A 23,200-nucleotide genomic window follows, 5' to 3' on the forward strand; every position below is an offset into this window, starting at 1 on the left:
GCAAACCTTTCAGCGCATGAAGGTCGCCCTGGCTGGCGGCCTTTTTTATTGTCTGTTTACGGCCTTCACGCTGCGCCCTGCGCGCAATCTCGCTCCGCTGGCATCGCATTGCTGGTACTAACCTCTGCCGCCAACTAAAATCATGCAAAAGTCATTGATAACAGGAGCAGGCCATGCGCTGGCAAGGGCGTCGTGAAAGCGACAATGTGGAAGATCGTCGCGGCGATTCGCCGGGTTTTAGTTCTGGCGGACGCCAGATTCGTCTGCCGCGCGGCAAGGGCGGCATTATTCTGCTGATTGTGGTCGCGGTCGCTGGCTATTACGGCTACGACCTCACCGCGCTGCTGGAAGGCGGCGCGCCGGTGTCGCAGCAGCAGCAGCGTCAGGTCAATTCGGCGCAGGATAACGAGGCGGCCAAATTCACCTCGGTGATCCTCGCCACCACCGAAGATACCTGGGGCAAACTGTTCCAGCAGATGGGCAAACAATACGCGCCGCCAAAGCTGGTGATGTATCGCGGTGCGACGCGCACTAACTGCGGTACCGGCCAGTCGGCAATGGGGCCGTTCTACTGCCCGGCCGATCAGACGGTGTATATCGATCTCTCCTTCTATGACGACATGAAAACCAAACTCGGAGCCGGGGGGGATTTTGCCCAGGGTTACGTCATCGCCCACGAAGTGGGGCATCACGTGCAGAAACTGCTGGGGATCGAACCGAAAGTGCGCCAGATGCAGCAGGGCGCCACGCAGTCTCAGGTGAACCAGCTGTCGGTGAAGATGGAGCTGCAGGCGGACTGCTTTGCTGGCGTCTGGGGTCACTATATGCAGCAGGAGAACATTCTTGAGGTGGGCGATTTGCAGGAAGCGCTGAACGCCGCCGAGGCGATTGGCGACGATCGTCTGCAGCAGCAAAGTCAGGGGCGCGTAGTGCCGGACAGCTTCACTCACGGCACTTCTCAGCAGCGCTACACCTGGTTCAAACGCGGTTTTGACAGTGGCAATCCAGGCCAGTGCAACACCTTCGCCAGTAACTGATGTTGCACGCTGAACTGACGGCGGCGATGCAGCAAGCCGGTATCCGCCGTCTGTGCGTGATAGCCGGTGAAGCTGGCTGGGCGCGCCAGGAGGCGGCCACATGGCAGGCCGCACTGCCCGGTGACTGGTTAACGGTCAGCGACAGCGATGACTTCCCGCAGCGCGTCGCGCCTGCAGCGCTGCGTACCCTGCTGGGCCGGGAATTCCGGCATGCCATTTTCGATGCGCGCCACGGCTTTCATGCGGAAGCGTTCGCCGCGCTGGCCGGGACGCTGCGGGCCGGCAGCTGGCTGCTGTTACTGACGCCAGACTGGAACGCCTGGCCGGCGCAGCCCGATCGCGACAGCCTGCGCTGGGCCGATGTCGACCAGCCCATCGCCACGCCGCATTTCATCCACCATCTGCAACAGCATATCCTGCAGGATGCGCAGGTGATGCTGCTGCGTCAGCACCAGACGCCGCGCCTGCCGGCACCGCAGTCCTTCGCGCCGTGGCAGTGTCGCGCCCCCGAGCAGCAGGCGCAGATTGTCCGTCAGCTGTGCGCCATGCCGCCCGGTGTCGCGGTGATCATCGCCCCGCGCGGTCGCGGCAAATCGGCACTGGCGGGGATGCTGGCGCGCCAGACGCAAAGCGCGCTGGTGACGGCGCCGGCCAAAGCCGCGACGGAGGTGCTGGCGCAGTTCGCCGCTGAGCAGTTTAGCTTTATGGCCCCGGATGCGATTCTCGCTCAGCCGCAGGAGGCTCAGCCGCTGGCAGAATGGCTGATTGTGGATGAGGCCGCGGCCATCCCCGCGCCGCTGTTACAGCAGCTGGTGCAGCGTTTTCCGCGCGTTCTGCTGACCACCACGGTGCAGGGCTACGAAGGTACCGGGCGCGGTTTCATGCTGCGCTTCTGCGCCACGCTGCCGCAGGTGCGCTACTTCCAGCTGGATGAGCCGCTGCGCTGGTCGGCGCAGGATCCGCTGGAGCAGTGGCTGAGCGCGGCGCTGCTGTTTGCTGAGGCCGAAGCCTGCGACGCACCCGCGCAGACAACGATTTTTGCCGCCACGCCCGCGCAGCACGCCGGTGCCTTACAGGCTGGCTATCGTCTGCTGGCGAGCGCCCACTATCGCACCTCGCCGCTCGACCTGCGACGTATGCTGGATGCACCCGGCATGCATTTCTGGCTGGCCGGGCAGCCACAGCAGGTCACCGGCGCGCTGTGGCTGGTGGAAGAGGGCGGACTGGATGCTGCGCTGGCGCAGGCGGTATGGGCCGGCTTACGTCGTCCGCGCGGCAATCTGGTGGCGCAGTCATTAGCGGCACATGCCGGTTTTACTGAAGCGGCGACGTTACGTTCGCTGCGCATCAGCCGCATCGCCGTGCAGGCCGCGCAGCGCCAGCGCGGCATCGGTCGCGCGCTGGTGGCGACGGCGCGGCAGCAGGCACAGGGCGCGGATTATCTGTCGGTGAGCTTTGGCTACACCGCAGCGTTGTGGCAGTTCTGGCGCGCCTGCGGCTTTACGCTGGTGCGTATCGGTTCACAGCGCGAAGCCAGTAGCGGTTGCTATGCGGCGATGGCGATTTGTGCGCTGACGCCAGCCGGTGAAGCCCTGCAGCAGCGCGCCGCGCAGCGTCTGGCGCGCGACTGGCCGTGGCTGCAAAAGCTGATCGCGGTGCCGCTGACCCTGTCGTCCACCGACCATCAATCCCTCAGTGCCGACGACTGGCCGCTGCTGGCCGCGTTTGCCTGGGCGCAGCGGCCGTTTGAAGCCAGCTATCCGGTGCTGCAGCGGCTGGCGGGTGTCGCATCGCCACCGTTGCTGTGTGCCATACTGCAACAAAAACAAACGCTGAGTGAAGCGGCACGGCTGGCCGGCGTGAGCGGGCGTAAAGCGCTGATGCTCAGGCTGCGCGCGGAGGCGGCTGACGCACTCATCATGCTGGATGCCGCTGCCGCGCAGCACTGGCAGCAGCGCCTCGGCACATTGCAATAAATCCATTATCTCGTTCAAATTTTCCCAATATCACTTTGCCGTCAGCGGCGTATAGTGATTTGAGGAGGACGTTATGGCACTACGATATGTAATTGTTCAGCAACCGGATAACGCCGCGCAGCTGTTTTTGCTGTATCACGGCGTGAACGACAACCCCGATTCGATGGCGCAGATTGGCAGCTGGTTCGCGCAGGCGTTTCCGCAGGCGCAGGTGGTGTCGGTGGGCGCACCTTATCCGGCCAGCGCGCCGCAGGGCCGCCAGTGGTATGCCGAGATACCGGAACACGACCGCTCGCAGCAGCAGGGCGTGGATGCGGTGATGCCGTCCTTTGTCGAGTCGGTGCGTCACTGGCAGCAGCAGAGCGGCGTGCGGCCGGAAGCCACCGCGCTGGTCGGTTTTTCGCAGGGCGGCACCATGGTGCTGGAAGGCGTAAAAGCCCAGCCGGATCTGGCGGGACGCGTGGTGGCCTTTAGCGGCCGCTACGTCACGCTGCCGGAGCAGGCCAGTACGCGCAACACTATCCACCTGATTCACGGCGATTATGACGAGCAGGTGCCGATGCAGCATGCGGAAGCGGCGATGCAGCGCTTAACCGCGCTGGGCGGCGATGTGACGCTGGATATCGTTGACGATCTGCCGCACGCAATTGATGAACGCAGCATGCAGCTGGCGCTGAATCACCTGCGCTATACCGTGCCGCGCCGCTATTTTGATGAGGCGCTGAGCGGGGCGAAGCCGGGCGACGATGATGTGGTGATGATGGTGTGAGACCGGCGCGCCATAAAACAAAGGTCGCCGTGCAGGGCGACCTTGTACGCTAAACGATCGGCGGCGACTACTTCTTCTTCGGCCAGTCGTCGTCATCGTCCCACTTATCGTTGAAATCGCGATGCGGTGGCAGATCCGGTTTGTTATCCATATATTTTTTATGATCGATGCGCTTCAGGTCTTTGTAGACGTTCATCAGCACGCCCACCATCAGCAGAATCACAATCACCCACCAGTACTCTTTTAACCATTCCATGAGGTTTCTCCTTCAAGGTGCCATCAGGCGATCAGCTGTTCCATAATGCGCTGATACATCCGGCTCAGCAGCTGCAAATCCGAGGCTTTCACGCACTCATTGATCTTATGAATAGTGGTATTCACCGGGCCGAGCTCCACCACCTGTGCGCCCATGCGGGCAATAAAGCGCCCGTCAGAGGTGCCGCCGGTGGTTAACAGCTGCGGCTTGATCTCATTATAGTGCGCCACGGCGTTGACGACCGCATCCACCAGCTTGCCGCGTGAAGTCAGGAATGGCTGACCGGACACATTCCACTCCAGCGTATAGCGCAGCTGGTGGCGATCGAGTAGCGCCGCCACGCGATCTTTGATCATCTGATCGGTCAGTTCGGTGCTGAAGCGGAAGTTAAACTGCACGAAAAACTCGCCGGGGATCACATTGTTACTGCCGGTGCCGGCCTGCACGTTGGCGATCTGCATGCTGGTCGGCGGGAAGAACTCGTTGCCCTGATCCCACTCGGTCGCCACCAGCTCGTTGAGCGCCGGCATTGCGCGATGTACCGGGTTATCAGCCAGATGCGGATAAGCCACGTGGCCCTGTACGCCGTGAATGGTCAGATTGGCGGTCATGGAGCCGCGACGGCCATTCTTCACCACGTCGCCGACCACTTCGGTGCTCGACGGTTCACCGACGAGGCAGTAATCCATACGTTCATTGCGCGCCATCAGGCGCTCAACCACTTTTACCGTACCGTTGACGGCGCTGGCTTCTTCATCGGAAGTGATGAGAAACGCCAGCCGGCCAGCATGATTGGGATGGGCAGCAACGAAGCGCTCGGCCGCCACCACCATCGCCGCCAGCGAGCCTTTCATGTCTGCAGCGCCACGGCCAAACAGCATGCCGTCGCGAATCGACGGTTCAAACGGCGGGCTGATCCAGCGGTTGGCATCGCCCGGCGGCACCACATCGGTGTGCCCGGCAAAGGCCAGCGTTTCGCCCTGGCCGCGCGTGGCCCAGAAGTTAAGCGTATCGCCAATGTGCATCGGCTCGACGTGGAAACCAATCGCCTCCAGGCGCGCAATTAACATGGCCTGGCAACCGGCGTCATCCGGACTAAGCGAGGGGCGACGAATAAGCTGCTGAGCCAGCTCAATGACCGGACAGAACATGTTATGACTTCTCCTGGATAAAGGCGTGATAAACGGGTTCTTTGAAACCCACCAGCAATGTACCGTCTGGCGCCGCCAGCACCGGACGTTTGATCAGCGCCGGGTGCGCCAGCATCAGCGCTTTGGCGCTGGCCGCATCGCGGATGGCATCGCGTTCCGCTTCCGGCAACTGACGCCAGGTGGCGCCGCGCGTGTTCAGCAGCACGTCATACCCCAGCTGGTCGATAAAGGATTGCAGCAGCGCCGCATCCAGCCCGTCAGCGCGATAATCATGAAAATGAAAGTCGATGCCGGAAGTGCTCAAATAGTTGCGTGCTTTTTTTATGGTGTCGCAATTCTTAATTCCGTACATCACCCACTGCGCTGTCATCGCGTATTCCCGTCCTGTGTTAAATAAAGCGCGAGTTTACCATAGCGCGCTGTGGGCTGTGAGGTCAGACGCTCAGCAGCGCTGTTTTTCATCTCGCCGCGACGCCAATAAACGACGCTAATCAGGGCCAGTAAACGCTTTCACTTACCTGCGAAATTGTCGCCTGCGGCATCATTAGTGATCTAAGAATTATCTTAGGCGGCAAAAACGGGCCTGACGGATTAAGTCCGCGCTTTTATGAGTCGCATTAACAGGTTGCTGAAATGTGCGTCACTCCGCAGTTTCAGCAAATTCAAGCTTTCTGCGGTAGTTGCCGATAGTGATGAGAGGTGGAAACGTATTCACATGTAGAAAAAAACGGCGTAAAATCGCCACTACAAGAAGAGAGGGTATTATGGTTGAACACGAACTGGGGAACTGGAAAGAATTTATCGAAGCGATGTTACGTAAGTAATTCGTGAAGAGAAAAGCAGGGCACTTCCCAACTTGCTGTTATTCTTACCGCACACATCAATAAAGCCGCCATTCATCATGGCGGCTTTTTATTTGCCCGGATTTAGCCTCAGTCGTGCGGCTTTGCCCGCAGCGGGAAGCGGCGGCGCACCAGCACGAAGAACAGCGGCACAAAGAAGATCGCCAGTACCGTGGCGGAGATCATGCCGCCCATCACGCCAGTACCGACCGCATGCTGGCTGCCAGAACCGGCACCGCTGCTGATCGCCATCGGCAGCACGCCGAAAATAAAGGCCAGCGACGTCATCAGAATCGGCCGCAGGCGCTGCCGCGATGCCTCCAGCGTCGACTCCAGCAGTTCACGCCCTTTGCTGTTGATCTCATTGGCGAACTCGACGATCAGGATCGCATTCTTCGCCGACAGGCCAATCACCGTCAGCAGGCCGACCTGAAAGTAGACGTCATTCTCCAGTCCGCGCAGCCAGGTGGCGACCAGCGCGCCCACCACGCCCAGCGGCACCACCAGCATCACCGAGAACGGAATCGACCAGCTCTCGTACAGCGCCGCGAGGCACAGGAACACTACCAGCAGCGAAATCGCATACAGCGCCGGTGCCTGCGAGCCGGAGAGACGTTCCTGATAGGAGGCACCGGTCCACTGGAAGCCAACGCCGAGCGGCAGCTGCGCCACCAGTTTCTCCATCTCATCCATCGCCGTGCCGCTGCTGACGCCGTTGGCCGCCTCGCCGACAATCTCCAGCGACGAATAGCCGTTGTAGCGTTCAAGACGCGGTGAACCGGTCTCCCAGTGGCTGGTGGCGAAGGCGGAGAACGGCACCATGCCGCCGCTGTTGTTGCGCACATACCATTTGTTGATGTCGCCCGGCAGCATGCGGAATTCCGGTGCGGCCTGGACGTAGACTTTCTTCACGCGGCCGCGGTCGAGAAAATCATTCACGTAGGTTGAGCCCCAGGCGGTGGTCAGGGTGTCGTTGATGGTGTCCAGCGACACGCCGAGCGCCTGCGCTTTGCGCTGGTCGACATCAATCTGCAGTTGCGGGCTGTCGTCGAGCCCGTTGTGGCGCACGCGCGACAGCGCCGGATTGTTGTCGGCCAGCGCCAGCAGCCGATCGCGCATCGCCATCAGCTCGGTGTGCCCGATGCCGCCGTGATCCTGCAACTCCATATCAAAGCCGGAGGAGCTGCCCATGCCGGTGATCGCCGGTGGACTGCTGGCGATGACGCGTGCCTCTTTGATCTTTTTAAAGGCTGCGGTGGCGCGATCGATGATGGCAAACGAGGTGCGATCGCGACCTGGCCGCTGCTCCCAGTCCTGCAGGCGCACAAACAGGCGCGCCACGTTTTGTCCGTTGCCGCCCGGACCGGCACCGATGGTGGAGAAGACCGACAGCACATTGTCCTTTTCGGCAGTCAGGTAATAATCTTCAACCTTGGCCACCACCTGCGAGGTTTGCTGCAGCGTCGAGCCCGGCGGCAGCTGTACCTGAGTAAGAAATACGCCGCGATCTTCCAGCGGCAGGAAGGAGGTAGGCAGACGAATAAACAGGAACGCCATCACGCCGATAATCGCCAGGTAGAGCAGCAGCCAGCGGCCGCTCTTCAGCAGAATGCGCGCTACGCCGCGCTCGTAGCGTTCGGCGCTGGCATTGAAGTGACGGTTAAACCAGCCGAAAAAGCCGCGCCGGCCATGGTGCTGGCCCTGTGCCAGCGGTTTGAGCAGCGTGGAGCACAGCGCGGGCGTCAGAATCATCGCCACCAGCACCGACAGCACCATCGCCGAGACAATGGTGATGGAGAACTGGCGATAGATAGCGCCCACGGTGCCTCCAAAGAACGCCATCGGCACAAACACTGCGGACAGCACCAGCGCGATACCCACCAGCGCACCCTGAATCTGCCCCATCGATTTACGCGTGGCGGCCCGCGGCGATAGTCCCTCTTCGCTCATGATGCGCTCGACATTCTCCACCACCACGATGGCATCATCCACCAGCAGCCCGATGGCCAGCACCATGGCGAACATGGTCAGGGTGTTAATACTGAAGCCGCAGGCGTACAGCACCGCAAAGGTACCGAGCAGCACCACCGGCACAGCAATGGTGGGAATGAGCGTAGCGCGGAAGTTTTGCAGGAACAGGTACATCACCAGAAACACCAGCAGGATCGCTTCCAGCAGGGTTTTCACCACGTCCTTAATGGAGGCTTTGACGAACGGCGTGGTTTCAAACGCCACTTTGGCTTCGAGTCCGTGCGGGAAGTATTGCGCCAGTTCGGCAACGCGGGCGCGCACCAGCTTGTCGGTGTTCATCTCGTTAGCGCCGGAGGCCAGCTTGATGCCGAGACCGGAGGCCGGCTGGCCGTTATAGCGGCTCAGAAAGTCATACTTTTCGGCACCCATGGCGATGGTGGCCACGTCGCCGAGCGTCACCACTGAACCGTCGGTGTTGGTTTTTAGCGTAATGGCGCGAAACTGCGCGGGCGTCTGTAGCATCGACTGGGCGTTAACCGTGGCGTTCAGCGCCTGTTCGTCCACCGACGGCAACCCGCCGACCTGGCCGACCGCCACCTGGGTGTTCTGCGATTCGATGGCGCTGACCACATCGTCGGTGGTCAGCGCGTAGTTAATCAGCTTGTTGGGATCGAGCCAGATGCGCATGGCGTATTGCGAGCCGTAGGCATCGACCTGGCCGACGCCGTCGATGCGGCTGAGCGGATCCTGAATGTTACTGGCAACGTAATCGGCAATATCCTGTTTATCCATGCTGCCGTCGGTGGAAACAAAGGCGATCATCAGAATGTTGCTGTCGCCGGTTTTGTTTACCGTGACGCCCTGCGACTGCACCGCCGCCGGCAGTTTGCGCAGCGCGCTCTGCAGCTGATTCTGTACCTGTTGCCGCGCTTCATCCGGGTTAGTGCCGGCGGTAAAGGTGAGGGTGATCTGCGCCTGGCCGGTGTTGCTGCTGTTCGAGGACATGTACATCAGGTTATCGATTCCCGTCATATTCTGCTCGATAACCTGGGTGACGGTGTTTTCCAGCGTCTGCGCCGATGCGCCGGGATAGTTGGCGGTGATGCGCACGTTAGGCGGCGCGAGATCCGGATACTGTTCCACCGGCAGCGAGATAATGGCCAGCGTGCCACACAGGCACAGCAAAATAGCCAGCACCCAGGCAAAAATGGGGCGGTCGATAAAAAAGTTCGACATGAAACCGACACTCCTCAGCTGCGTACTTTGTACTTGTTATTAGTAAAAGCGTGTCGCACGCTGCGCTTCACGCTGGCGGAGTGCAAGGGCGATCCTGAAAACTCCGGCTGCTGCTTACTGTACGCGGGGCAAATTAGGGAATCGTGGATAAATTATGGAGAAAGTGTAAAAGTCGCAGCAGCTTTATGTGCGCAATCACACATTGCGACTCTCCAGCCACAGCACCGTTGCCGCAACGCGGGAACGGACGTCGAGCTTACGCAGCAGGTTGCGGATGTGCACTTTTACCGTTTCTTCCGAAATGTGCAGCGTGGCGGCAATCTCTTTGTTGGATAAGCCGCGCGCCACTTCCTGCAACACATCCAGTTCGCGCTCGGTCAGCTGTCTGAACGGATTGACGCTGGGCTGGCGGGTCGCCAGATATTCTGCCACCACCTCGCTGAACACGTTCTCGCCCTGTGCGCCGCGCATTACCTGCGCCAGCAGCAGTTCCGGTTCGCTGTCTTTGAGCAGATAGCCATCGGCGCCGGCATCCACCATGGCGTAAATATCGCTGCGCGCGTCGGAGACCGTCAGCACCAGAATGCGTGCCGCGACGCCCTCGTGGCGCAGCGCTTTCAGCGTATCCAGCCCGGACATGCCCTTCATATTCAGATCGAGCAGAATCACATCCGGTGCCAGACGGCGCGCTTCGGCCAGTGCTTCGGTACCGTTATTCGCCTCAGCCACCACTTCCAGACGCGGTTCCAGCGCCAGCAACTGGCGGATACCGCGACGCATCAGCGGATGATCGTCAACGATCATAATAGACAGGGAAGGGTGAGCCATAGGTTCTCCAGAGTTTCAATCCATTTGCTAAGTGTAATGCGTTAAGCCAGCCGGTGCGCGGGGCGGGCGGGAAAACGCAGCGTGACGCAGGTGCCCTGCGCCTGCGGGGTAATCAGTAAGCTGCCGGCGAGACGCGCCGCGCGCTCGGCCATGATGGTCAGCCCGTAGTGGCCCGGCGGCTCTTCTACGCTATTGATACCGCAGCCGTCATCTTCGATGGTCAGCAGGTGCTCATCATCAGCGACACGCTGATAGCGAATCTGAATCTGCTGCGCCTGCGCGTGACGAATTGCATTGAGCAGCGCCTCGCGCGCAATCTGCAGCACGTGCACCTGCTGCTGGGCATCCAGCGTTTGCAGGCCAGGCTGATAGTCAAAGGTAATCGCCGCCTGCGACTGCTCCTGCAGCGGGGCGATCATCGCCTGCATCGCCTGCACTAAATCGGCCTGTTCAATGCTCAGGCGGAAGGTGGTGAGCAGCTCGCGCAGCTGCTGATACGCCTCGGCCAGCGCGCGATCGAAATCGGCGATGATCGCCTGTGCCTGCGGCTGGCTACTATCAACTGTGCGCCGCAGGAGCGTCAGCTGGATACGCAGAAAAGAGAGCGACTGCGCCAGCGAATCGTGCAGCTCGCGCGCAATGGTGGCGCGCTCTTCAATCAGCAGCATTTGCTGATACTGCTTCTGCGTCTGCCAGATCCACAGTGCACGCGCCAGCATGTTGGCCAGGCTGTGCATCAGCTCATCGGCCGGCGGCGCGCGGCGGGTTTGCCAGCACAGTTCGCCGAGGCGCTGCTCCTCCTGCTGCAGCGGCAGCCGCTGCCAGCTGAGATCGTCGGCGGGCACGCCGGCCTGAAAGGCGATATCCTCGCTGGCGATTTGCAGCACCTCCAGCGCTTCCCGCCGCTGCACCAGCCGCAGCAGGCCCTGAATCAGCTCGGGATTGAGCGGGCTGCCGGTGAGAATCTGCGAGCTTTCATACAGCAGCGACAGCGTACGGTTGGCCTGGGTTAAATCTTCGGTTTTATTGCGTACCGCGCACTCCAGCAGGCGATAGTGCGAATGCAGCCGCTCCGCCATGGTGGTAAACGCCTGCGCCAGCACGCCCAGCTCGTTGGGCTGATGCACGGAAAGCGGCGGAAAACTGAAGTTGGCCTGTTCGACGTACTGACTGGCGGTGACCAGCGAATCGAGCGGGCGCACCACGTTGCGGCGGATAAAACCAATGCTCCACAGCGCCAGCGCGACAATCGCCAGAAAGCCGAACAGGCTGCTGGCGGCCACCAGATGCATTTTCAGCTCGGCGTAGTGCTGCACCGCCAGCACGAAGCGGTCAATCTCACTGACGTAGCCCGCCACGCGCTGCTGGTACACCTGCGCCCGCGCCGGCTGCAGCGTCTCCTGCAGTACCGGCCAGCTGTCGCGCAGATAGCGATAGCGGCTGCTGACTTCAATCGGCACCCATGGACGCTCCAGATGCTGCAGCGCCGGTGACTCCAGCGTCTGCTGATATTGCTGCATATGGTGCGCCAGCTGCTGCGGATCGCGCGTGCTGTCCCACGCCAGCCGGTAGATTTGCATGCGCAGCGAGCCGGCGACATTCACCGCTTCGGCATCGCGCAAACTGCTGGAGAGCGTCATCAGCGCCAGGCCGGTGGTTAACAGCGACAGCAGCACAATCGCGCTCAGCGCGCGGGCAATGGTGCGGGTAACGGGACGTTTCACTATCACAATAATAACCCTTACAAGAGCGGGGGATTATAAGTCAGCCGCAGCGCGGGTGCGAGCGCGAAATTGACACATCTGGTTACTTTTACCAGAGAAACTCACCACGTTTTACGTTTCCCTGGATTAACAGCGTTTGGCTGGCGAAATATTGAACGCTTTTACCGCTCGCGCAGCCTGGTTTGCACTGGCTTGCCGATACTTTGACGCGTAACCCTTTTCCCGCACGACAACAGGAGCACCTCATGAAGACACGTTATGCCGTAATGACTGCTGCACTGCTTGCCAGCGCATCGTTTACTACCTTTGCCGCCTCGCCGTTGAGCGAGGCACAAACCCAGGACCTGCAAAGCAGCGGCACCGTTTCGGTGAGCGGCGTGCGCGGTTCGCTGGATGACGCCACCCGTCAGCTGTCGCAAAAAGCGGAAGAGATGGGCGCCAGCCACTATCGCGTCATTGGCATGCAGAATCCGGGTGATTCCAGCATGTGGAGCGGCAGCGCCGAGATTTACCGTTAATGCCCTTCATTATTCCCCTCTGGTAGTTTTTTCCTGTAGCCACCGATTACCGGCCACCCCACTGGCCGGTTTTTTTGTGCGTCGCGACGGATTATTACAAATCAACCCGTGCAGTCAGCCAGTATATTTTGCTTCGTTCATGCAGAACGGGTAGGATTCATCGCCGTAATTTCCCGGCTCGCCGCGCGGCATCGTTCCGCCGCTCATGGGCCGGTTTTACCCCATTTCGCACTGCCCGGCGCAATCGATTGGTTACGCGGTGATTGATGGACAGGACAAACAGGAAAGCTATGAAATCTACTAAAAAAACGCCAGCCGAACAGCGTGCTGCGAGAAGGCGCTGGCTTAACTCTCACGACACGGGTTACCACAAAGCGATGGGTAACCGTCAGGTACAAATGATCGCCATTGGCGGCGCTATCGGTACCGGTCTGTTCCTCGGTGCCGGCGCGCGTCTGCAGATGGCCGGTCCGGCACTGGCACTGGTGTATCTGGTGTGCGGTATCTTCTCCTTCTTTATTCTCCGTGCGTTGGGCGAGCTGGTGTTGCATCGCCCTTCCAGCGGCAGCTTTGTTTCGTACGCGCGTGAATTCCTCGGGGAAAAAGCGTCCTACGTCGCGGGCTGGATGTATTTCGTTAACTGGGCGATGACCGGTATCGTCGATATCACCGCGGTAGCGCTTTACATGCATTACTGGGGCGCGTTTGGTGATGTGCCGCAGTGGGTATTTGCGCTCGGCGCGCTGGCGATTGTCGGCACCATGAACATGATCGGCGTGAAGTGGTTCGCCGAGATGGAGTTCTGGTTCGCGCTGGTGAAAGTGCTGGCCATCGTGGTGTTCCTGATTGTCGGCGTGGTGTTCCTCGGCAGCGGTAAACCGCTGGACGGCAACACCACCGGCTTCCACCTGATCACCGACAACGGCGGGCTGTTCCCGCACGGTCTGCTGCCGGCGCTGGTGCTGGTACAGGGCGTGGTGTTTGCCTTCGCCTCGATTGAGCTGGTGGGCACGGCGGCGGGCGAGTGTAAAGACCCGAAAACCATGCTGCCGAAAGCCATTAACAGCGTGATCTGGCGTATCGGCCTGTTCTATGTGGGTTCCGTGGTGCTGCTGGTACTGCTGCTGCCGTGGAACGCCTATCAGGCCGGACAAAGCCCGTTCGTCACCTTCTTCTCCAAACTGGGCGTGCCCTACATTGGCAGCGTGATGAACATCGTGGTGCTGAGCGCGGCGCTGTCGAGCCTGAACTCGGGCCTGTACTCTACCGGACGTATTCTGCGTTCAATGTCGATGGGCGGCTCGGCGCCGCAGTTCATGTCGAAGATGAGTAAGCAGCAGGTGCCGTACGCCGGTATCCTGGTGACCATCGGCGTGTACGTGATCGGCGTGGTGCTCAACTACTACGTTCCGTCGCAGGTGTTTGAGATCGTCCTGAACGTGGCGTCGCTGGGGATTATCTCCTCGTGGGCGTTCATCGTGGTGTGCCAGATGCGTCTGCGCAAAGCCATCAAAGAGGGCAAAGCGGAAGATGTCAGCTTCAAGCTGCCGTGGGCGCCGGTTACCTCGTGGCTGACGCTGCTGTTCCTGGTGAGCGTGCTGGTGCTGATGGCGTTTGACTACCCGAACGGCACTTACACCATTGCTTCAATTCCGCTGATTGCCGTGCTGCTGGTGCTCGGCTGGTTTGGCGTGCGTAAGCGCGTGCAGGCGGAAGCGATGAAAGAGCACGAGCATCATCATGACGATCAGGATGATGCGGCACCTAAACTGGCGGAAGACAACGCGCGTTAATCGCAGCGATGCTCACCTGCGGGGGCCAGTCGGCCCCCGTTTTTATTTCAATTCTCCTTCTCTTGATCCCGCATCGGGAATTACACCTTTCGGGTGATATAGCCCTTCATAACCTCAGGTTATTTTACGCACCATCTCTACATCCCCGCATTGAGGTGAGCCGATGGCGCTGTCGCGACGTGAACTCTTTACCGGGCAGCGCGTCATGCCTGCCGGCGGTATCGCGTTGCCGTGGTGGCGGGGAGAGAGCGGCTGTGACGGCTGCGCCCGCTGCGTACAAGCCTGCGAGAGCGGCATTATCCGCATCGCCGCTGGCGAAGCGCCGCAGCTCGACTTTCTGCAGGGGGAATGCACCTTTTGCGCCGCCTGTGCCGACGTCTGCCCGCAGCCGCTGTTTCAGCCGCGCGACACTGAACCTTTTAGCCGGCGCATCCGCATCGACAGCCGCTGTATCGCTTTTCTCGGCGTTAACTGTCGCAGCTGCCAGGAGAGTTGTGAGCAGCAGGCGATCCGTTTTCGCCTGATGCCCAACGGCATCGGTCAGCCGGAAACCCTTCCGCAACACTGCACCGGCTGTGGCGCCTGTATCGCGCCGTGTCCGGTCTCAGCCACAGGACTGCATCATGACGAATAACGACAGCTGGCACGTATGTGGCCTGGTGATTCAGGCACGTCCGACCGCGATCGCGGCGGTGCGGCAGGCGCTACTGAACTTTGCCGACAGCGACATCGCGGCGGAAGATGCCGCACGCGGCACGCTGGCGCTAACGCTGGGCGCGGCCGACAGCGCCACGCTGCTGAGCAACATTGAAGCCACCCGCAACATCCCGGATGTGCTGGCGGTATCGCTGGTTTATCACCAGCAAGACGAAATTGAAGAACCCTGTAAGGAAGCATCATGAACCTGAGTCGTCGTGATTTTATGAAGGCCAATGCGGCGGCGGCTGCTGCAACGGCTGCTGGTCTCACCATTCCGACCGTGACCAAAGCGGCCACCAGCCTGGCTGAGCCGATTCGCTGGGAAAAAGCGCCGTGCCGGTTTTGCGGCACCGGCTGTGGCGTGCTGGTCGGCACGCAGAATGGCCGCGTGGTCGCCTCGCAGGGCGATCCGCAGGCGGAGGTTAATCGCGGTCTGAACTGCATCAAAGGCTACTTCCTGCCGAAGATCATGTACGGCAAAGATCGTCTGACCCAGCCGCTGCTGCGCATGACCGACGGCAAATTCGATAAGAACGGCGAGTTTACCCCGGTAAGCTGGGATCAGGCGTTCGACATCATGGAAGCGAAGTTTAAGGCGGCGCTGAAAGCCAACGGCCCGGAATCGGTCGGCATGTTTGGCTCCGGCCAGTGGACCGTATGGGAAGGTTACGCCGCATCAAAGCTGATGAAAGCCGGCTTCCGCACCAACAACCTCGATCCGAACGCGCGCCACTGCATGGCGTCTGCGGTGGTGGGCTTTATGCGTACCTTCGGTATGGACGAACCGATGGGCTGCTACGATGACATCGAGCAGGCCGATGCGTTTGTGCTGTGGGGATCGAACATGGCCGAGATGCACCCGATTCTCTGGTCACGCCTGACCGCGCGTCGTCTCAGCAATGACAACGTCAAAGTGGCGGTGCTGTCGACCTATCGCCACCGCAGTTTCGAGCTGGCCGATAACGCCATCGTCTTCACGCCGCAGAGCGATCTGGCGATCCTCAACTTCATCGCTAACTACATCATTCAGAACAATAAAGTCGATAAAACCTTCCTGCAGAATCACGTCACGCTGCGTAAAGGCGTGACGGATATCGGCTACGGTTTGCGCCCGACCAATCCGCTGCAGGCGGCGGCGAAAAATCCGGACAACGGCGAGTCGACGCCGATCAGCTTCGATGAGTATGCGAAATTTGTCGCGGAATACACGGTGGAAAAAGCCAGCGCCATGAGCGGCGTAGAGCAGGATCAGCTGATCGCGCTGGCGGAGCTGTACGCCGATCCGAACGTCAAGGTGGTCTCTTACTGGACCATGGGCTTTAACCAGCATACGCGCGGCGTGTGGGCGAACAACCTGTGCTACAACATCCACCTGCTGACCGGCAAAATTTCCCGTCCGGGCACCGGACCGTTCTCGCTCACCGGCCAGCCATCGGCCTGTGGCACCGCGCGTGAAGTGGGCACGTTTGCGCACCGTCTGCCAGCCGACATGGTGGTGAACAATGACAAACACCGCGCTTTAGCTGAAAAACTGTGGAAGCTGCCGCAGGGCACGGTGCCAGCCAAAGTCGGTCTGCACGCCGTGGCGCAGGATCGCGCGCTGAAAGACGGCAAGCTGAATGCCTACTGGGTGATGTGTAACAACAACATGCAGGCCGGGCCGAACCTGACGCAGGAGCGCATGCCGGGCTGGCGCGATGCACGCAACTTTGTGGTGGTATCCGACCCGTATCCGACCGTCAGCGCCCTGTCTGCCGACCTGATTCTGCCGACGGCGATGTGGGTAGAGAAAGAGGGTGCCTATGGCAACGCCGAGCGCCGTACCCAGTTCTGGCATCAGCAGGTGAAAGCGCCTGGCGAGGCGAAATCGGATCTGTGGCAGCTGGTGACCTTTGCCAAACGCTTCCGCGTTGAGGACGTGTGGCCAGAGGCGCTGATTGCTCAGCAGCCTGAGCTGAAAGGCAAAACCCTGTACGACGTGCTGTATGCCAACGGCCAGGTGAATCAGTTCCCGCTGAGCGAAGTGGCCGACGATCGCCTCAACGATGAAGCGCGTGAGTTTGGCTTCTATATTCAGAAAGGCCTGTTCGAGGAGTATGCCAGCTTTGGCCGCGGCCACGGTCACGATCTCGCGCCGTTCGATACTTATCACGAGGCGCGTGGTCTGTGCTGGCCGGTGGTGGACGGCAAAGAGACGCGCTGGCGCTACCGTGAAGGTTTCGACAGCTACGTGAAAGCCGGTGAGGGCGTACGTTTTTACGGTAAGCCGGACGGCAAAGCCACCATTTTTGCCCTGCCGTACGAGCCGCCAGCGGAAGCGCCGGATGCCGAATATGACCTGTGGTTCTGCACCGGTCGCGTGCTGGAGCACTGGCACACCGGCACCATGACGCGCCGCGTGCCGGAACTGCACCGCGCGGTGCCGCAGGCGCTGCTGTATATCCATCCGCTGGACGCCAAAGATCGCGGTTTCCGTCGCGGTGAGAAGGTGCGCGTGGTATCGCGTCGTGGCGAAACCCTCGCCACCGTGGAAACGCGCGGGCGTAATCAGCCGCCGCAGGGGCTGGTATTTATGCCGTTCTTTGATGCCGGCGTGCTGGCCAACAACATCACGCTGGACGCCACCGATCCGCTGTCGAAGCAGACCGATTACAAAAAATGCGCCGTTAAGCTGGTGAAAATCTGAGGCAGGATGCAATGAAACCTTTTATCACTCTTGTAACCGTTGCCGCCCTGATGCTGGGCGGCGTGGTGTACGCTAATAACGGCGTCGATCTCAATCAGTCACCGGAAGTGACGGCAACGCAGCAGGGCACCATTCATCAGCCCAAAGAGCAGAGCCGCAAGCCGCTGAACTATGTTAATCAGCCGCCGGTGATCCCGCACAGCGTGGAGGGCTACCAGGTGACGAAGAACGTGAACCGCTGCCTGCAGTGTCACGGCACCCAGAGCTATCTGACCACCGGCGCGCCGCGCGTCAGTCCGACGCACTTTACCGACCGCGACGGCGTGGTGAGCAGCACGGTATCGCCGCGTCGCTACTTCTGCCTGCAGTGTCACGTGCCGCAGACCGATGCCAAACCGGTGGTGGAAAACACCTTTAAGCCGGCTGACGGCTTTGGGCAGTGAGGTGGCGATGAAACAGAAACTTATACGTATCTGGCGCTGGTGGCGACGCCCCAGCCGTCTGGCGCTCGGCACGCTGCTGATTCTTGGCTTTGCTGGCGGCATCATCTTCTGGGGCGGTTTTAACACCGCGATGGAGATGACCAACCGCGAGCAGTTCTGTATTGGTTGTCACGAAATGCGCAACAACGTCTATCAGGAATATATGCAGACGGTGCACTACAACAACCGCAGCGGCGTGCGCGCCACCTGTCCGGATTGTCACGTGCCGCACGAGTGGGGGCCGAAGATGATTCGTAAGATCCAGGCCAGTAAAGAGGTGTACGCCAAGATCTTCGGCCTGATTGATACGCCGCAGAAGTTTGAAGAGACGCGTATTGAGCTGGCGCAGAACGAGTGGCGCCGGATGAAGAACAACAATTCGCAGGAGTGTCGTAACTGTCACAACTTCGACTACATGGACTTCACCGCGCAGAAAACGGTCGCCGCCAAAATGCACAGCAAAGCGGTGCAGGACGGACAAACCTGTATCGACTGTCATAAAGGCATTGCCCACCATCTGCCGGATATGAAAGACCAGCCAAACGGTTTCTAATCGCGACCCTGGCCGCGCCTGCCGGTGCGGTATCAGGGTTTTCGTGCCGACCGGTTGAGGCAGCCGCAAACCACACAACATCGTAGCGGCGCGATTTATCACGCTAAGTTAATCACTACACAGCTGCCCGGATGCGCAAAGAATGGCGCCGCTACAATTCGTGCGGCATTTTATTTCTTCACCCTCATCCTGCACACATCGTAGCGGCGCGATTTATCGCGCTAAGTTAATCACTGCACAGCTGCCCGGATGCGCGATGAATAGCGCCGCTACGACACGTGCTATGAAGGTTGAAAAGGCGTAATGCTCAACTGTTAGCCTTACGCCATCGCGGGCAACCTGCTCCACAATTCAGATAGTTTTCCCTGCGGCTTCGGCCTATTATCTCAGGCTCCCTCAGCTACGCAGTGGAGCGGCTATGTCGTTAAAGATCAACATCATCAAAGATAAGTTGTTGTCTGATAATTATTTCATTCTGCGCAACTACACCTACGAACTCACCCGCAGTAATGGCGACGTGGTACGTCACAAACGTGAAGTCTACGATCGCGGCAACGGCGCCACCATCCTGCTCTACAACCGTGAAAAAAACAGCGTGGTGCTGATTCGTCAGTTCCGCATCGCGACCTATGTTAATGACAACGCCAGCGGTGAGCTGATTGAAACCTGCGCCGGGCTGCTGGATAACGACACGCCGGAAGATTGCATCCGTAAAGAAGCGGTGGAAGAGACCGGCTATCAGGTTGGTAAGGTCGAAAAGCTGTTTGAGGCCTACATGTCGCCGGGCGGCGTGACCGAATTGCTGCACTTTTTCGCCGCTGAATACAGCGATGCGCAGCGCGCTAACGACGGCGGCGGCGTGGAAGATGAAGAGATCACCGTACTCGAGCTGCCGTTTCCCCAGGCGCTGGCGATGGTGAAAGAGGGGCGCATTCGCGACGGCAAAACCATTATGTTACTGCACTATGCGCAGCTGATGGGCTGGTTGCAGGCATAACCGCGGCGGTAATTCGCAGGGCCGGCACGAATGCCGACTCTGCAGATGCCAGGGCGCAATGCATTGCGCCACTACGCCATGTGCGTTATTTCCGGAGCATTTAACGGCGTCACTTCACACTCCGGATGAGCCTGGATGCGCGCCAGCGCTTCGGCGTAGGAGGGCATGGAATTGGCCGCGCCGGAACGCTCGACGCACAGCGAGGCAAACGCCGCTGCAAACAGCGCCGCCTGCGGTAACGCATCGCCGGACGCCAGGCGCGCCGCCAGCGCACCGTTGAAGGCATCGCCGGCACCGGTGGTGTCGAGCGGCTGGGCAGGAAACAGCGGAACACGTAGCTGCTGCTCCGCGCTGGAAAGCAGGGCGCCTGCGGTGCCAAGCGTAATAATCACCTGACGCGCGCCCTTACGGTGCAGCACTTCGGCGGCGCGCTGCGCGCTGGCGAAATCGGTCACTTTTATCCCGCTCAGCTGCATCGCTTCGGTGCTGTTGGGCGTTAACAGATCCACCTTAGCCAGCAGCGCATCGCTGACTTTCTGCCACGGTGCCGGATTCAGAATGACAAACGTGCCGCCGGCACGCGCGTTGTCGATCATGCGCTGAATGGCGCTGAGGTTGTTCTCCAGCTGCACCAGCAGAATATCGGCGGCAGCCACGGTGGGCTGACAGCGCGCCACTTCGGCCGCGGTCACGGTGGTATTTGCGCCGGGATAGACCGATATCATGTTCTCGGCATCATCGCCCGCCACGTAAATCAGCGCGTTGCCGGTGGGTTTCTCTTTACAGGTAAACAGCGTAATGGCGTCGAAACCGGTCTTCTCCAGATGGCGGCGGGCAAACGTGCCAAAATCGTCATTACCCACCTTACCGATATAGTGCACGCGCGCCCCGGCGCGCAGCGCGGCGGTGGCCTGGTTGGCCCCTTTGCCGCCGGGCCCCATCATGCTGTTGTGCGCCGTGAGCGATTCGCCCGGCAGGGGGAAACGGTTCATCACCGCGACCACGTCGAGGTTGAACGAGCCAAACACACACACTTTTCCTTTCATTGCGCGCTCCTGAACAGCCGTTCTGCGGCGAGGCAGGCGCCGCGACAGCCGGTGTGATCGGTGGATTGACTGAAGATGATTTTCAAACCATCCCGCGTGGCCGGCGGCCGTAAATGCTGCTGAATCTGGCTGCGCAGCTGCGCCAGCGGGAAATCTGCCATCGCCAGCACGCCGCCGCCCAGAATCAGGTACTCCGGATCGAGAATGTTCATCTCGGTGGCGATCAGCTGTGCCAGCCGCTGCACAAACGCCTGCAGCGCCGGGTCAGAACCATGATGGGTAAACAGCGCCGACATCGGCGTTTGCGCCGCATTGGCCTGCGCCCAGTGGCTCAACCAGTGGCCGGAGGTCACGGTTTCCGCGCAGCCGTGGTTGCCGCACGGGCAGGGCAGCGCGTTACCGGCCACCGGCACGTGGCCGAGTTCACCAGCTCCGCCATGCTGACCATGGTAGAAGCGGCCGTTGATCCACAGGCTGTTGCCCATGCCGGTGCCAGGATACAGACCTACCGCATTTTCCGGCAGCTGCTCCAGCTGCATTAAATCCCACAGCATCAGATGGTTAACGTCTTTATCCATCGCCACTGGCACGCCCAGTCGTTCACTCAGCAGCGCCGCTACCGGCTGATGATCGAGCGCCTGAATGAACGGCAGTGAAATCACCTGCTGGCGATCGCGGCTGAGAATGCCCGGCAGGCCGAGCATTACACCGCTGACTGGCTGCTGCTCCAGCGTTTCCGCAATCAGCTGCCCGAGTGCGGCCAGCGCATCGGGCTGCTGCGCCCAGCTGGCGGTGGGCACTTTACGAAAGCTGCTCCAGATGCGGCCCGCCTCCATCAACTGCAGACGGGTGCCGGTGCCGCCAATGTCGATACCGAGCCAGCGTGTTGTCATGCCGACACCTGCGCCAGGCCCTGCGCTTCATCAATGCTCTCACGCATCATGTTCCACGCGGTGGCGAGATCTTCGTGAATGTTAAACAGGCCGGAAGTACCTACAATCAGCACTTCGGCACCGGCACCGACCAGCGTGTTGTAGGTGCGCGTATTACAGGAACCGTCGATCTCAATCAGGTAGCGGTGGCCGTGCGCCTGTTTCAGCGCCTTCAGCTCCTGCACCTTCTGCACCATCTCCGGAATAAATGGCTGACCGGCATAGCCAGGATCCACCGTCATCACGGTGATTTTATCCAGCAGATGAATGTAATGATGCATAAAGGAGACCGGCGTGGCCGGGTTGAGCACCACGCCCACTTTTTTGCCGTAGCTGCGAATCAGGTTGATAACGCGGAACGCATCACGATTGATGGTTTCAGCGTGCGGGCAAATGTAATCGGCGCCGGCGTTGGCCACCGCTTCAATAAAGTCGGTCGGCTCTTCCACCATCAGATGCACATCGATCGCCACCTGGGTATGCGGGCGGATCTGCTCAATAAAGAACGGCGACAGGGTGATGTTTTTAACGTAGTGACCGTCCATGATGTCGATGTGCAGGAAGTCAGCGCGGGAGTCCAGCACGGCCAGCTGGTGCTTGATCTCCATCAGATTCATACACATCAACGACGGGGAGACTTGAATACGCATCATACTTCCTTTTTTTCGGTCAGAGGATTAAGCGCCGCGGCCAGCTTGCTGAGCCTGACGGCACGGTGATCGTTAAAGCGCGCTTTGAGTTGTTTGAAGGCCAGCACCACCACCAGCACGGCACCCCACATCGCCAGACTGACGTGCTGGCTGATGTTCATCAGGTTGAAGCCGGTGGAGAGCACCTGCAGCGCAATCAGCGCCAGCACCACGCCGGTCACGCGGCCAAAACCGCCGTTGGGATCGGTGCCGCCGAGAATAATGGCCAGTACGGTCAGCAGCAGGTAGGCATCGCCGTAACCCATGCGCGCCGAGTTAAAGCGCGCCATCATGATCAGGCCGGCCAGCACGCACAGCAGGCTGGAGATGACGTACACCAGCATCACCATACGGTGGGTATTGATGCCGCTGAACCAGGTGGCGTTGATGTTGCTGCCGCCCATGTAGATGCATTTGCCGGCGCGGGTTTTGCCGAGGAACAGCGCCAGCAGCGCGGCGGCAACCAGGAATACCCACAGCGGCAGCGGCATGCCCAGCAGCGTGTCTGAGCCGAGCGACTGCACCACCGGCGGCATACCGCTCACCGCCGCACCTTTGGTCAGCCAGATGCCGATGCCGTTGAGCGTCATCATGGTGGCCAGCGTCACCAGAATCGGGTGCGCGCCGATGCGCGTTACCATCACGCCGGTGATCACGCCAATCACGGCGGCAATCACCATCGCGCCGACGATGGCGATAAACAGCCACAGCAGCTGCTGACCGGTACCGGCATCAGCGGGCAGGGCGCTCATCAGGGTCCAGGCGATGAACAGCGCCGTCAGGTTAGCGGTGGCGATGATGGCGAGGTTCAGGCCGCCGCTGAGGATGGCGATAAACATCGCCAGCGTTAACAGGCCGAGCTCCGGCAGCTGAAACGCCATGCTCATAAAGGTCGAATCAGTGAGAAAGCGGCCCGGCAGCATGACGCTGAAGGTGGCCAGCGCCAGCGCAATCAACAGCATCAGGCCGATGTTGGTGCCGTCCGGCCGCAGCGCAGAGAGAGATTTCATGATGA

The 23,200-nt window shown here is 60.3% G+C and carries 22 protein-coding genes; 12 read left to right on the plus strand and 10 right to left on the minus strand.

Features of this window, described 5'->3' with window-relative positions:
- Positions 1-173 precede the first annotated feature (173 nt).
- The 3 genes from ypfJ (at position 174) to ypfH (ending at position 3,782) form a co-directional block, all read left to right on the plus strand.
- A complete protein-coding gene (ypfJ, locus tag AC6I8F_RS05655) occupies positions 174-1,037 on the plus strand; it encodes a KPN_02809 family neutral zinc metallopeptidase (protein ID WP_498028607.1) in 864 nt (287 codons plus the stop codon).
- Positions 1,037-3,013, plus strand: coding sequence for a tRNA(Met) cytidine acetyltransferase TmcA (locus tag AC6I8F_RS05660; RefSeq protein ID WP_498028608.1), 1,977 nt, complete (start codon positions 1,037-1,039; stop codon positions 3,011-3,013). Before ypfJ ends, AC6I8F_RS05660 begins: the two co-directional genes overlap by 1 nt.
- Before the next feature lie 73 nt (positions 3,014-3,086).
- The gene (ypfH, locus tag AC6I8F_RS05665) at positions 3,087-3,782 is read left to right on the plus strand and encodes an esterase (RefSeq protein WP_021508041.1); all 696 of its coding nucleotides are present in this window, start codon (positions 3,087-3,089) and stop codon (positions 3,780-3,782) included.
- Positions 3,783-3,849: 67 nt separating this feature from the next.
- Here the strand turns inward: ypfH and AC6I8F_RS05670 are convergent, their stop codons facing one another.
- The 3 genes from AC6I8F_RS05670 to AC6I8F_RS05680 are packed head-to-tail and all read right to left on the minus strand — an operon-like array spanning position 3,850 to position 5,559.
- Positions 3,850-4,038 carry a YpfN family protein gene (locus tag AC6I8F_RS05670; RefSeq protein ID WP_021508042.1) on the minus strand — a complete coding sequence of 63 codons (189 nt, stop codon included), beginning with the start codon at positions 4,036-4,038 and terminating at the stop codon, positions 3,850-3,852.
- A 23-nt stretch (positions 4,039-4,061) separates the two neighbouring features.
- Positions 4,062-5,189, minus strand: a complete 1,128-nt coding sequence (gene dapE / locus AC6I8F_RS05675; protein ID WP_058775673.1) for a succinyl-diaminopimelate desuccinylase — start codon at positions 5,187-5,189, stop codon at positions 4,062-4,064.
- A gap of 1 nt (position 5,190) precedes the next feature.
- A complete protein-coding gene (locus AC6I8F_RS05680) occupies positions 5,191-5,559 on the minus strand; it encodes an ArsC family reductase (RefSeq protein ID WP_498028609.1) in 369 nt (122 codons plus the stop codon).
- 394 nt (positions 5,560-5,953) lie between these two features.
- Here AC6I8F_RS05680 and ypfM point away from each other — a divergent pair, with 394 nt between their 5' ends.
- Positions 5,954-6,013 (plus strand): protein YpfM, encoded by a 60-nt coding sequence (gene ypfM / locus AC6I8F_RS05685; RefSeq protein ID WP_104085366.1) that lies wholly within the window; start codon positions 5,954-5,956, stop codon positions 6,011-6,013.
- A 108-nt stretch (positions 6,014-6,121) separates the two neighbouring features.
- On the opposite strand, the gene acrD is transcribed toward ypfM, so the two are convergent.
- The 3 genes from acrD to narQ form a co-directional block, all read right to left on the minus strand.
- Positions 6,122-9,238: a multidrug efflux RND transporter permease AcrD gene (acrD, locus tag AC6I8F_RS05690; RefSeq protein ID WP_498028610.1), complete on the minus strand. Its 3,117-nt coding sequence runs from the start codon at positions 9,236-9,238 to the stop codon at positions 6,122-6,124.
- Between the two features lie 195 nt (positions 9,239-9,433).
- Complete coding sequence (locus AC6I8F_RS05695; protein WP_031279800.1) at positions 9,434-10,066, minus strand: response regulator; 633 nt, start codon at positions 10,064-10,066, stop codon at positions 9,434-9,436.
- A gap of 41 nt (positions 10,067-10,107) precedes the next feature.
- Positions 10,108-11,796, minus strand: a complete 1,689-nt coding sequence (narQ, locus tag AC6I8F_RS05700) for a nitrate/nitrite two-component system sensor histidine kinase NarQ (RefSeq protein ID WP_127834420.1) — start codon at positions 11,794-11,796, stop codon at positions 10,108-10,110.
- 239 nt (positions 11,797-12,035) lie between these two features.
- Here narQ and AC6I8F_RS05705 point away from each other — a divergent pair, with 239 nt between their 5' ends.
- The 8 genes from AC6I8F_RS05705 (at position 12,036) to nudK (ending at position 19,518) form a co-directional block, all read left to right on the plus strand.
- A complete protein-coding gene (locus AC6I8F_RS05705; RefSeq protein ID WP_058770823.1) occupies positions 12,036-12,308 on the plus strand; it encodes a YdgH/BhsA/McbA family protein in 273 nt (90 codons plus the stop codon).
- 290 nt (positions 12,309-12,598) lie between these two features.
- On the plus strand, positions 12,599-14,101 hold the full coding sequence (gene ansP, locus AC6I8F_RS05710; protein ID WP_031279802.1) for an L-asparagine permease: 1,503 nt from the start codon (positions 12,599-12,601) through the stop codon (positions 14,099-14,101).
- Between the two features lie 163 nt (positions 14,102-14,264).
- The gene (napF, locus tag AC6I8F_RS05715) at positions 14,265-14,735 is read left to right on the plus strand and encodes a ferredoxin-type protein NapF (protein ID WP_282954667.1); all 471 of its coding nucleotides are present in this window, start codon (positions 14,265-14,267) and stop codon (positions 14,733-14,735) included.
- Positions 14,725-15,003 (plus strand): chaperone NapD, encoded by a 279-nt coding sequence (locus AC6I8F_RS05720; protein WP_021508051.1) that lies wholly within the window; start codon positions 14,725-14,727, stop codon positions 15,001-15,003. The genes napF and AC6I8F_RS05720 overlap by 11 nt, the downstream gene beginning before the upstream one ends.
- Positions 15,000-17,486 (plus strand): nitrate reductase catalytic subunit NapA, encoded by a 2,487-nt coding sequence (gene napA / locus AC6I8F_RS05725; RefSeq protein ID WP_498028611.1) that lies wholly within the window; start codon positions 15,000-15,002, stop codon positions 17,484-17,486. Before AC6I8F_RS05720 ends, napA begins: the two co-directional genes overlap by 4 nt.
- A gap of 11 nt (positions 17,487-17,497) precedes the next feature.
- Complete coding sequence (napB, locus tag AC6I8F_RS05730) at positions 17,498-17,929, plus strand: nitrate reductase cytochrome c-type subunit (RefSeq protein ID WP_058758336.1); 432 nt, start codon at positions 17,498-17,500, stop codon at positions 17,927-17,929.
- A 7-nt stretch (positions 17,930-17,936) separates the two neighbouring features.
- Positions 17,937-18,521, plus strand: a complete 585-nt coding sequence (gene napC / locus AC6I8F_RS05735) for a cytochrome c-type protein NapC (protein WP_031279803.1) — start codon at positions 17,937-17,939, stop codon at positions 18,519-18,521.
- A 418-nt stretch (positions 18,522-18,939) separates the two neighbouring features.
- Positions 18,940-19,518 carry a GDP-mannose pyrophosphatase NudK gene (gene nudK, locus AC6I8F_RS05740; RefSeq protein WP_021508055.1) on the plus strand — a complete coding sequence of 193 codons (579 nt, stop codon included), beginning with the start codon at positions 18,940-18,942 and terminating at the stop codon, positions 19,516-19,518.
- A 71-nt stretch (positions 19,519-19,589) separates the two neighbouring features.
- On the opposite strand, the gene rbsK is transcribed toward nudK, so the two are convergent.
- From rbsK to AC6I8F_RS05760, 4 genes are read right to left on the minus strand one after another with little or no spacing between them, the layout of a single operon-like run.
- Positions 19,590-20,564 (minus strand): ribokinase, encoded by a 975-nt coding sequence (gene rbsK / locus AC6I8F_RS05745; RefSeq protein ID WP_498028612.1) that lies wholly within the window; start codon positions 20,562-20,564, stop codon positions 19,590-19,592.
- Positions 20,561-21,457 carry an allose kinase gene (gene alsK, locus AC6I8F_RS05750; protein ID WP_021508057.1) on the minus strand — a complete coding sequence of 299 codons (897 nt, stop codon included), beginning with the start codon at positions 21,455-21,457 and terminating at the stop codon, positions 20,561-20,563. The genes rbsK and alsK overlap by 4 nt, the downstream gene beginning before the upstream one ends.
- Positions 21,454-22,146 carry a D-allulose 6-phosphate 3-epimerase gene (gene alsE / locus AC6I8F_RS05755; protein WP_336698540.1) on the minus strand — a complete coding sequence of 231 codons (693 nt, stop codon included), beginning with the start codon at positions 22,144-22,146 and terminating at the stop codon, positions 21,454-21,456. The genes alsK and alsE overlap by 4 nt, the downstream gene beginning before the upstream one ends.
- Positions 22,146-23,195, minus strand: coding sequence for an ABC transporter permease (locus tag AC6I8F_RS05760; protein WP_021508059.1), 1,050 nt, complete (start codon positions 23,193-23,195; stop codon positions 22,146-22,148). The genes alsE and AC6I8F_RS05760 overlap by 1 nt, the downstream gene beginning before the upstream one ends.
- Positions 23,196-23,200: the final 5 nt, after the last annotated feature.

The sequence above is a fragment of the gamma proteobacterium symbiont of Axiagastus rosmarus genome, assembly GCF_059730925.1.

What these genes read in the sequence shown, in the direction of transcription:
- napB (WP_058758336.1), top strand. Translation starts at nt 17,498, where the DNA reads ATGAAACCTTTTATCACTCTTGTAACCGTTGCCGCCCTGATGCTGGGC.
- napC (WP_031279803.1), top strand. Translation starts at nt 17,937, where the DNA reads ATGAAACAGAAACTTATACGTATCTGGCGCTGGTGGCGACGCCCCAGC.
- napF (WP_282954667.1), top strand. Translation starts at nt 14,265, where the DNA reads ATGGCGCTGTCGCGACGTGAACTCTTTACCGGGCAGCGCGTCATGCCT.
- alsE (WP_336698540.1), bottom strand. Translation starts at nt 22,146, where the DNA reads ATGCGTATTCAAGTCTCCCCGTCGTTGATGTGTATGAATCTGATGGAG.
- ansP (WP_031279802.1), top strand. Translation starts at nt 12,599, where the DNA reads ATGAAATCTACTAAAAAAACGCCAGCCGAACAGCGTGCTGCGAGAAGG.
- nudK (WP_021508055.1), top strand. Translation starts at nt 18,940, where the DNA reads ATGTCGTTAAAGATCAACATCATCAAAGATAAGTTGTTGTCTGATAAT.
- ypfJ (WP_498028607.1), top strand. Translation starts at nt 174, where the DNA reads ATGCGCTGGCAAGGGCGTCGTGAAAGCGACAATGTGGAAGATCGTCGC.
- AC6I8F_RS05670 (WP_021508042.1), bottom strand. Translation starts at nt 4,038, where the DNA reads ATGGAATGGTTAAAAGAGTACTGGTGGGTGATTGTGATTCTGCTGATG.
- acrD (WP_498028610.1), bottom strand. Translation starts at nt 9,238, where the DNA reads ATGTCGAACTTTTTTATCGACCGCCCCATTTTTGCCTGGGTGCTGGCT.
- alsK (WP_021508057.1), bottom strand. Translation starts at nt 21,457, where the DNA reads ATGACAACACGCTGGCTCGGTATCGACATTGGCGGCACCGGCACCCGT.
- AC6I8F_RS05705 (WP_058770823.1), top strand. Translation starts at nt 12,036, where the DNA reads ATGAAGACACGTTATGCCGTAATGACTGCTGCACTGCTTGCCAGCGCA.
- napA (WP_498028611.1), top strand. Translation starts at nt 15,000, where the DNA reads ATGAACCTGAGTCGTCGTGATTTTATGAAGGCCAATGCGGCGGCGGCT.
- AC6I8F_RS05680 (WP_498028609.1), bottom strand. Translation starts at nt 5,559, where the DNA reads ATGACAGCGCAGTGGGTGATGTACGGAATTAAGAATTGCGACACCATA.
- AC6I8F_RS05720 (WP_021508051.1), top strand. Translation starts at nt 14,725, where the DNA reads ATGACGAATAACGACAGCTGGCACGTATGTGGCCTGGTGATTCAGGCA.
- AC6I8F_RS05660 (WP_498028608.1), top strand. Translation starts at nt 1,037, where the DNA reads ATGTTGCACGCTGAACTGACGGCGGCGATGCAGCAAGCCGGTATCCGC.
- ypfH (WP_021508041.1), top strand. Translation starts at nt 3,087, where the DNA reads ATGGCACTACGATATGTAATTGTTCAGCAACCGGATAACGCCGCGCAG.
- AC6I8F_RS05695 (WP_031279800.1), bottom strand. Translation starts at nt 10,066, where the DNA reads ATGGCTCACCCTTCCCTGTCTATTATGATCGTTGACGATCATCCGCTG.
- rbsK (WP_498028612.1), bottom strand. Translation starts at nt 20,564, where the DNA reads ATGAAAGGAAAAGTGTGTGTGTTTGGCTCGTTCAACCTCGACGTGGTC.
- AC6I8F_RS05760 (WP_021508059.1), bottom strand. Translation starts at nt 23,195, where the DNA reads ATGAAATCTCTCTCTGCGCTGCGGCCGGACGGCACCAACATCGGCCTG.
- dapE (WP_058775673.1), bottom strand. Translation starts at nt 5,189, where the DNA reads ATGTTCTGTCCGGTCATTGAGCTGGCTCAGCAGCTTATTCGTCGCCCC.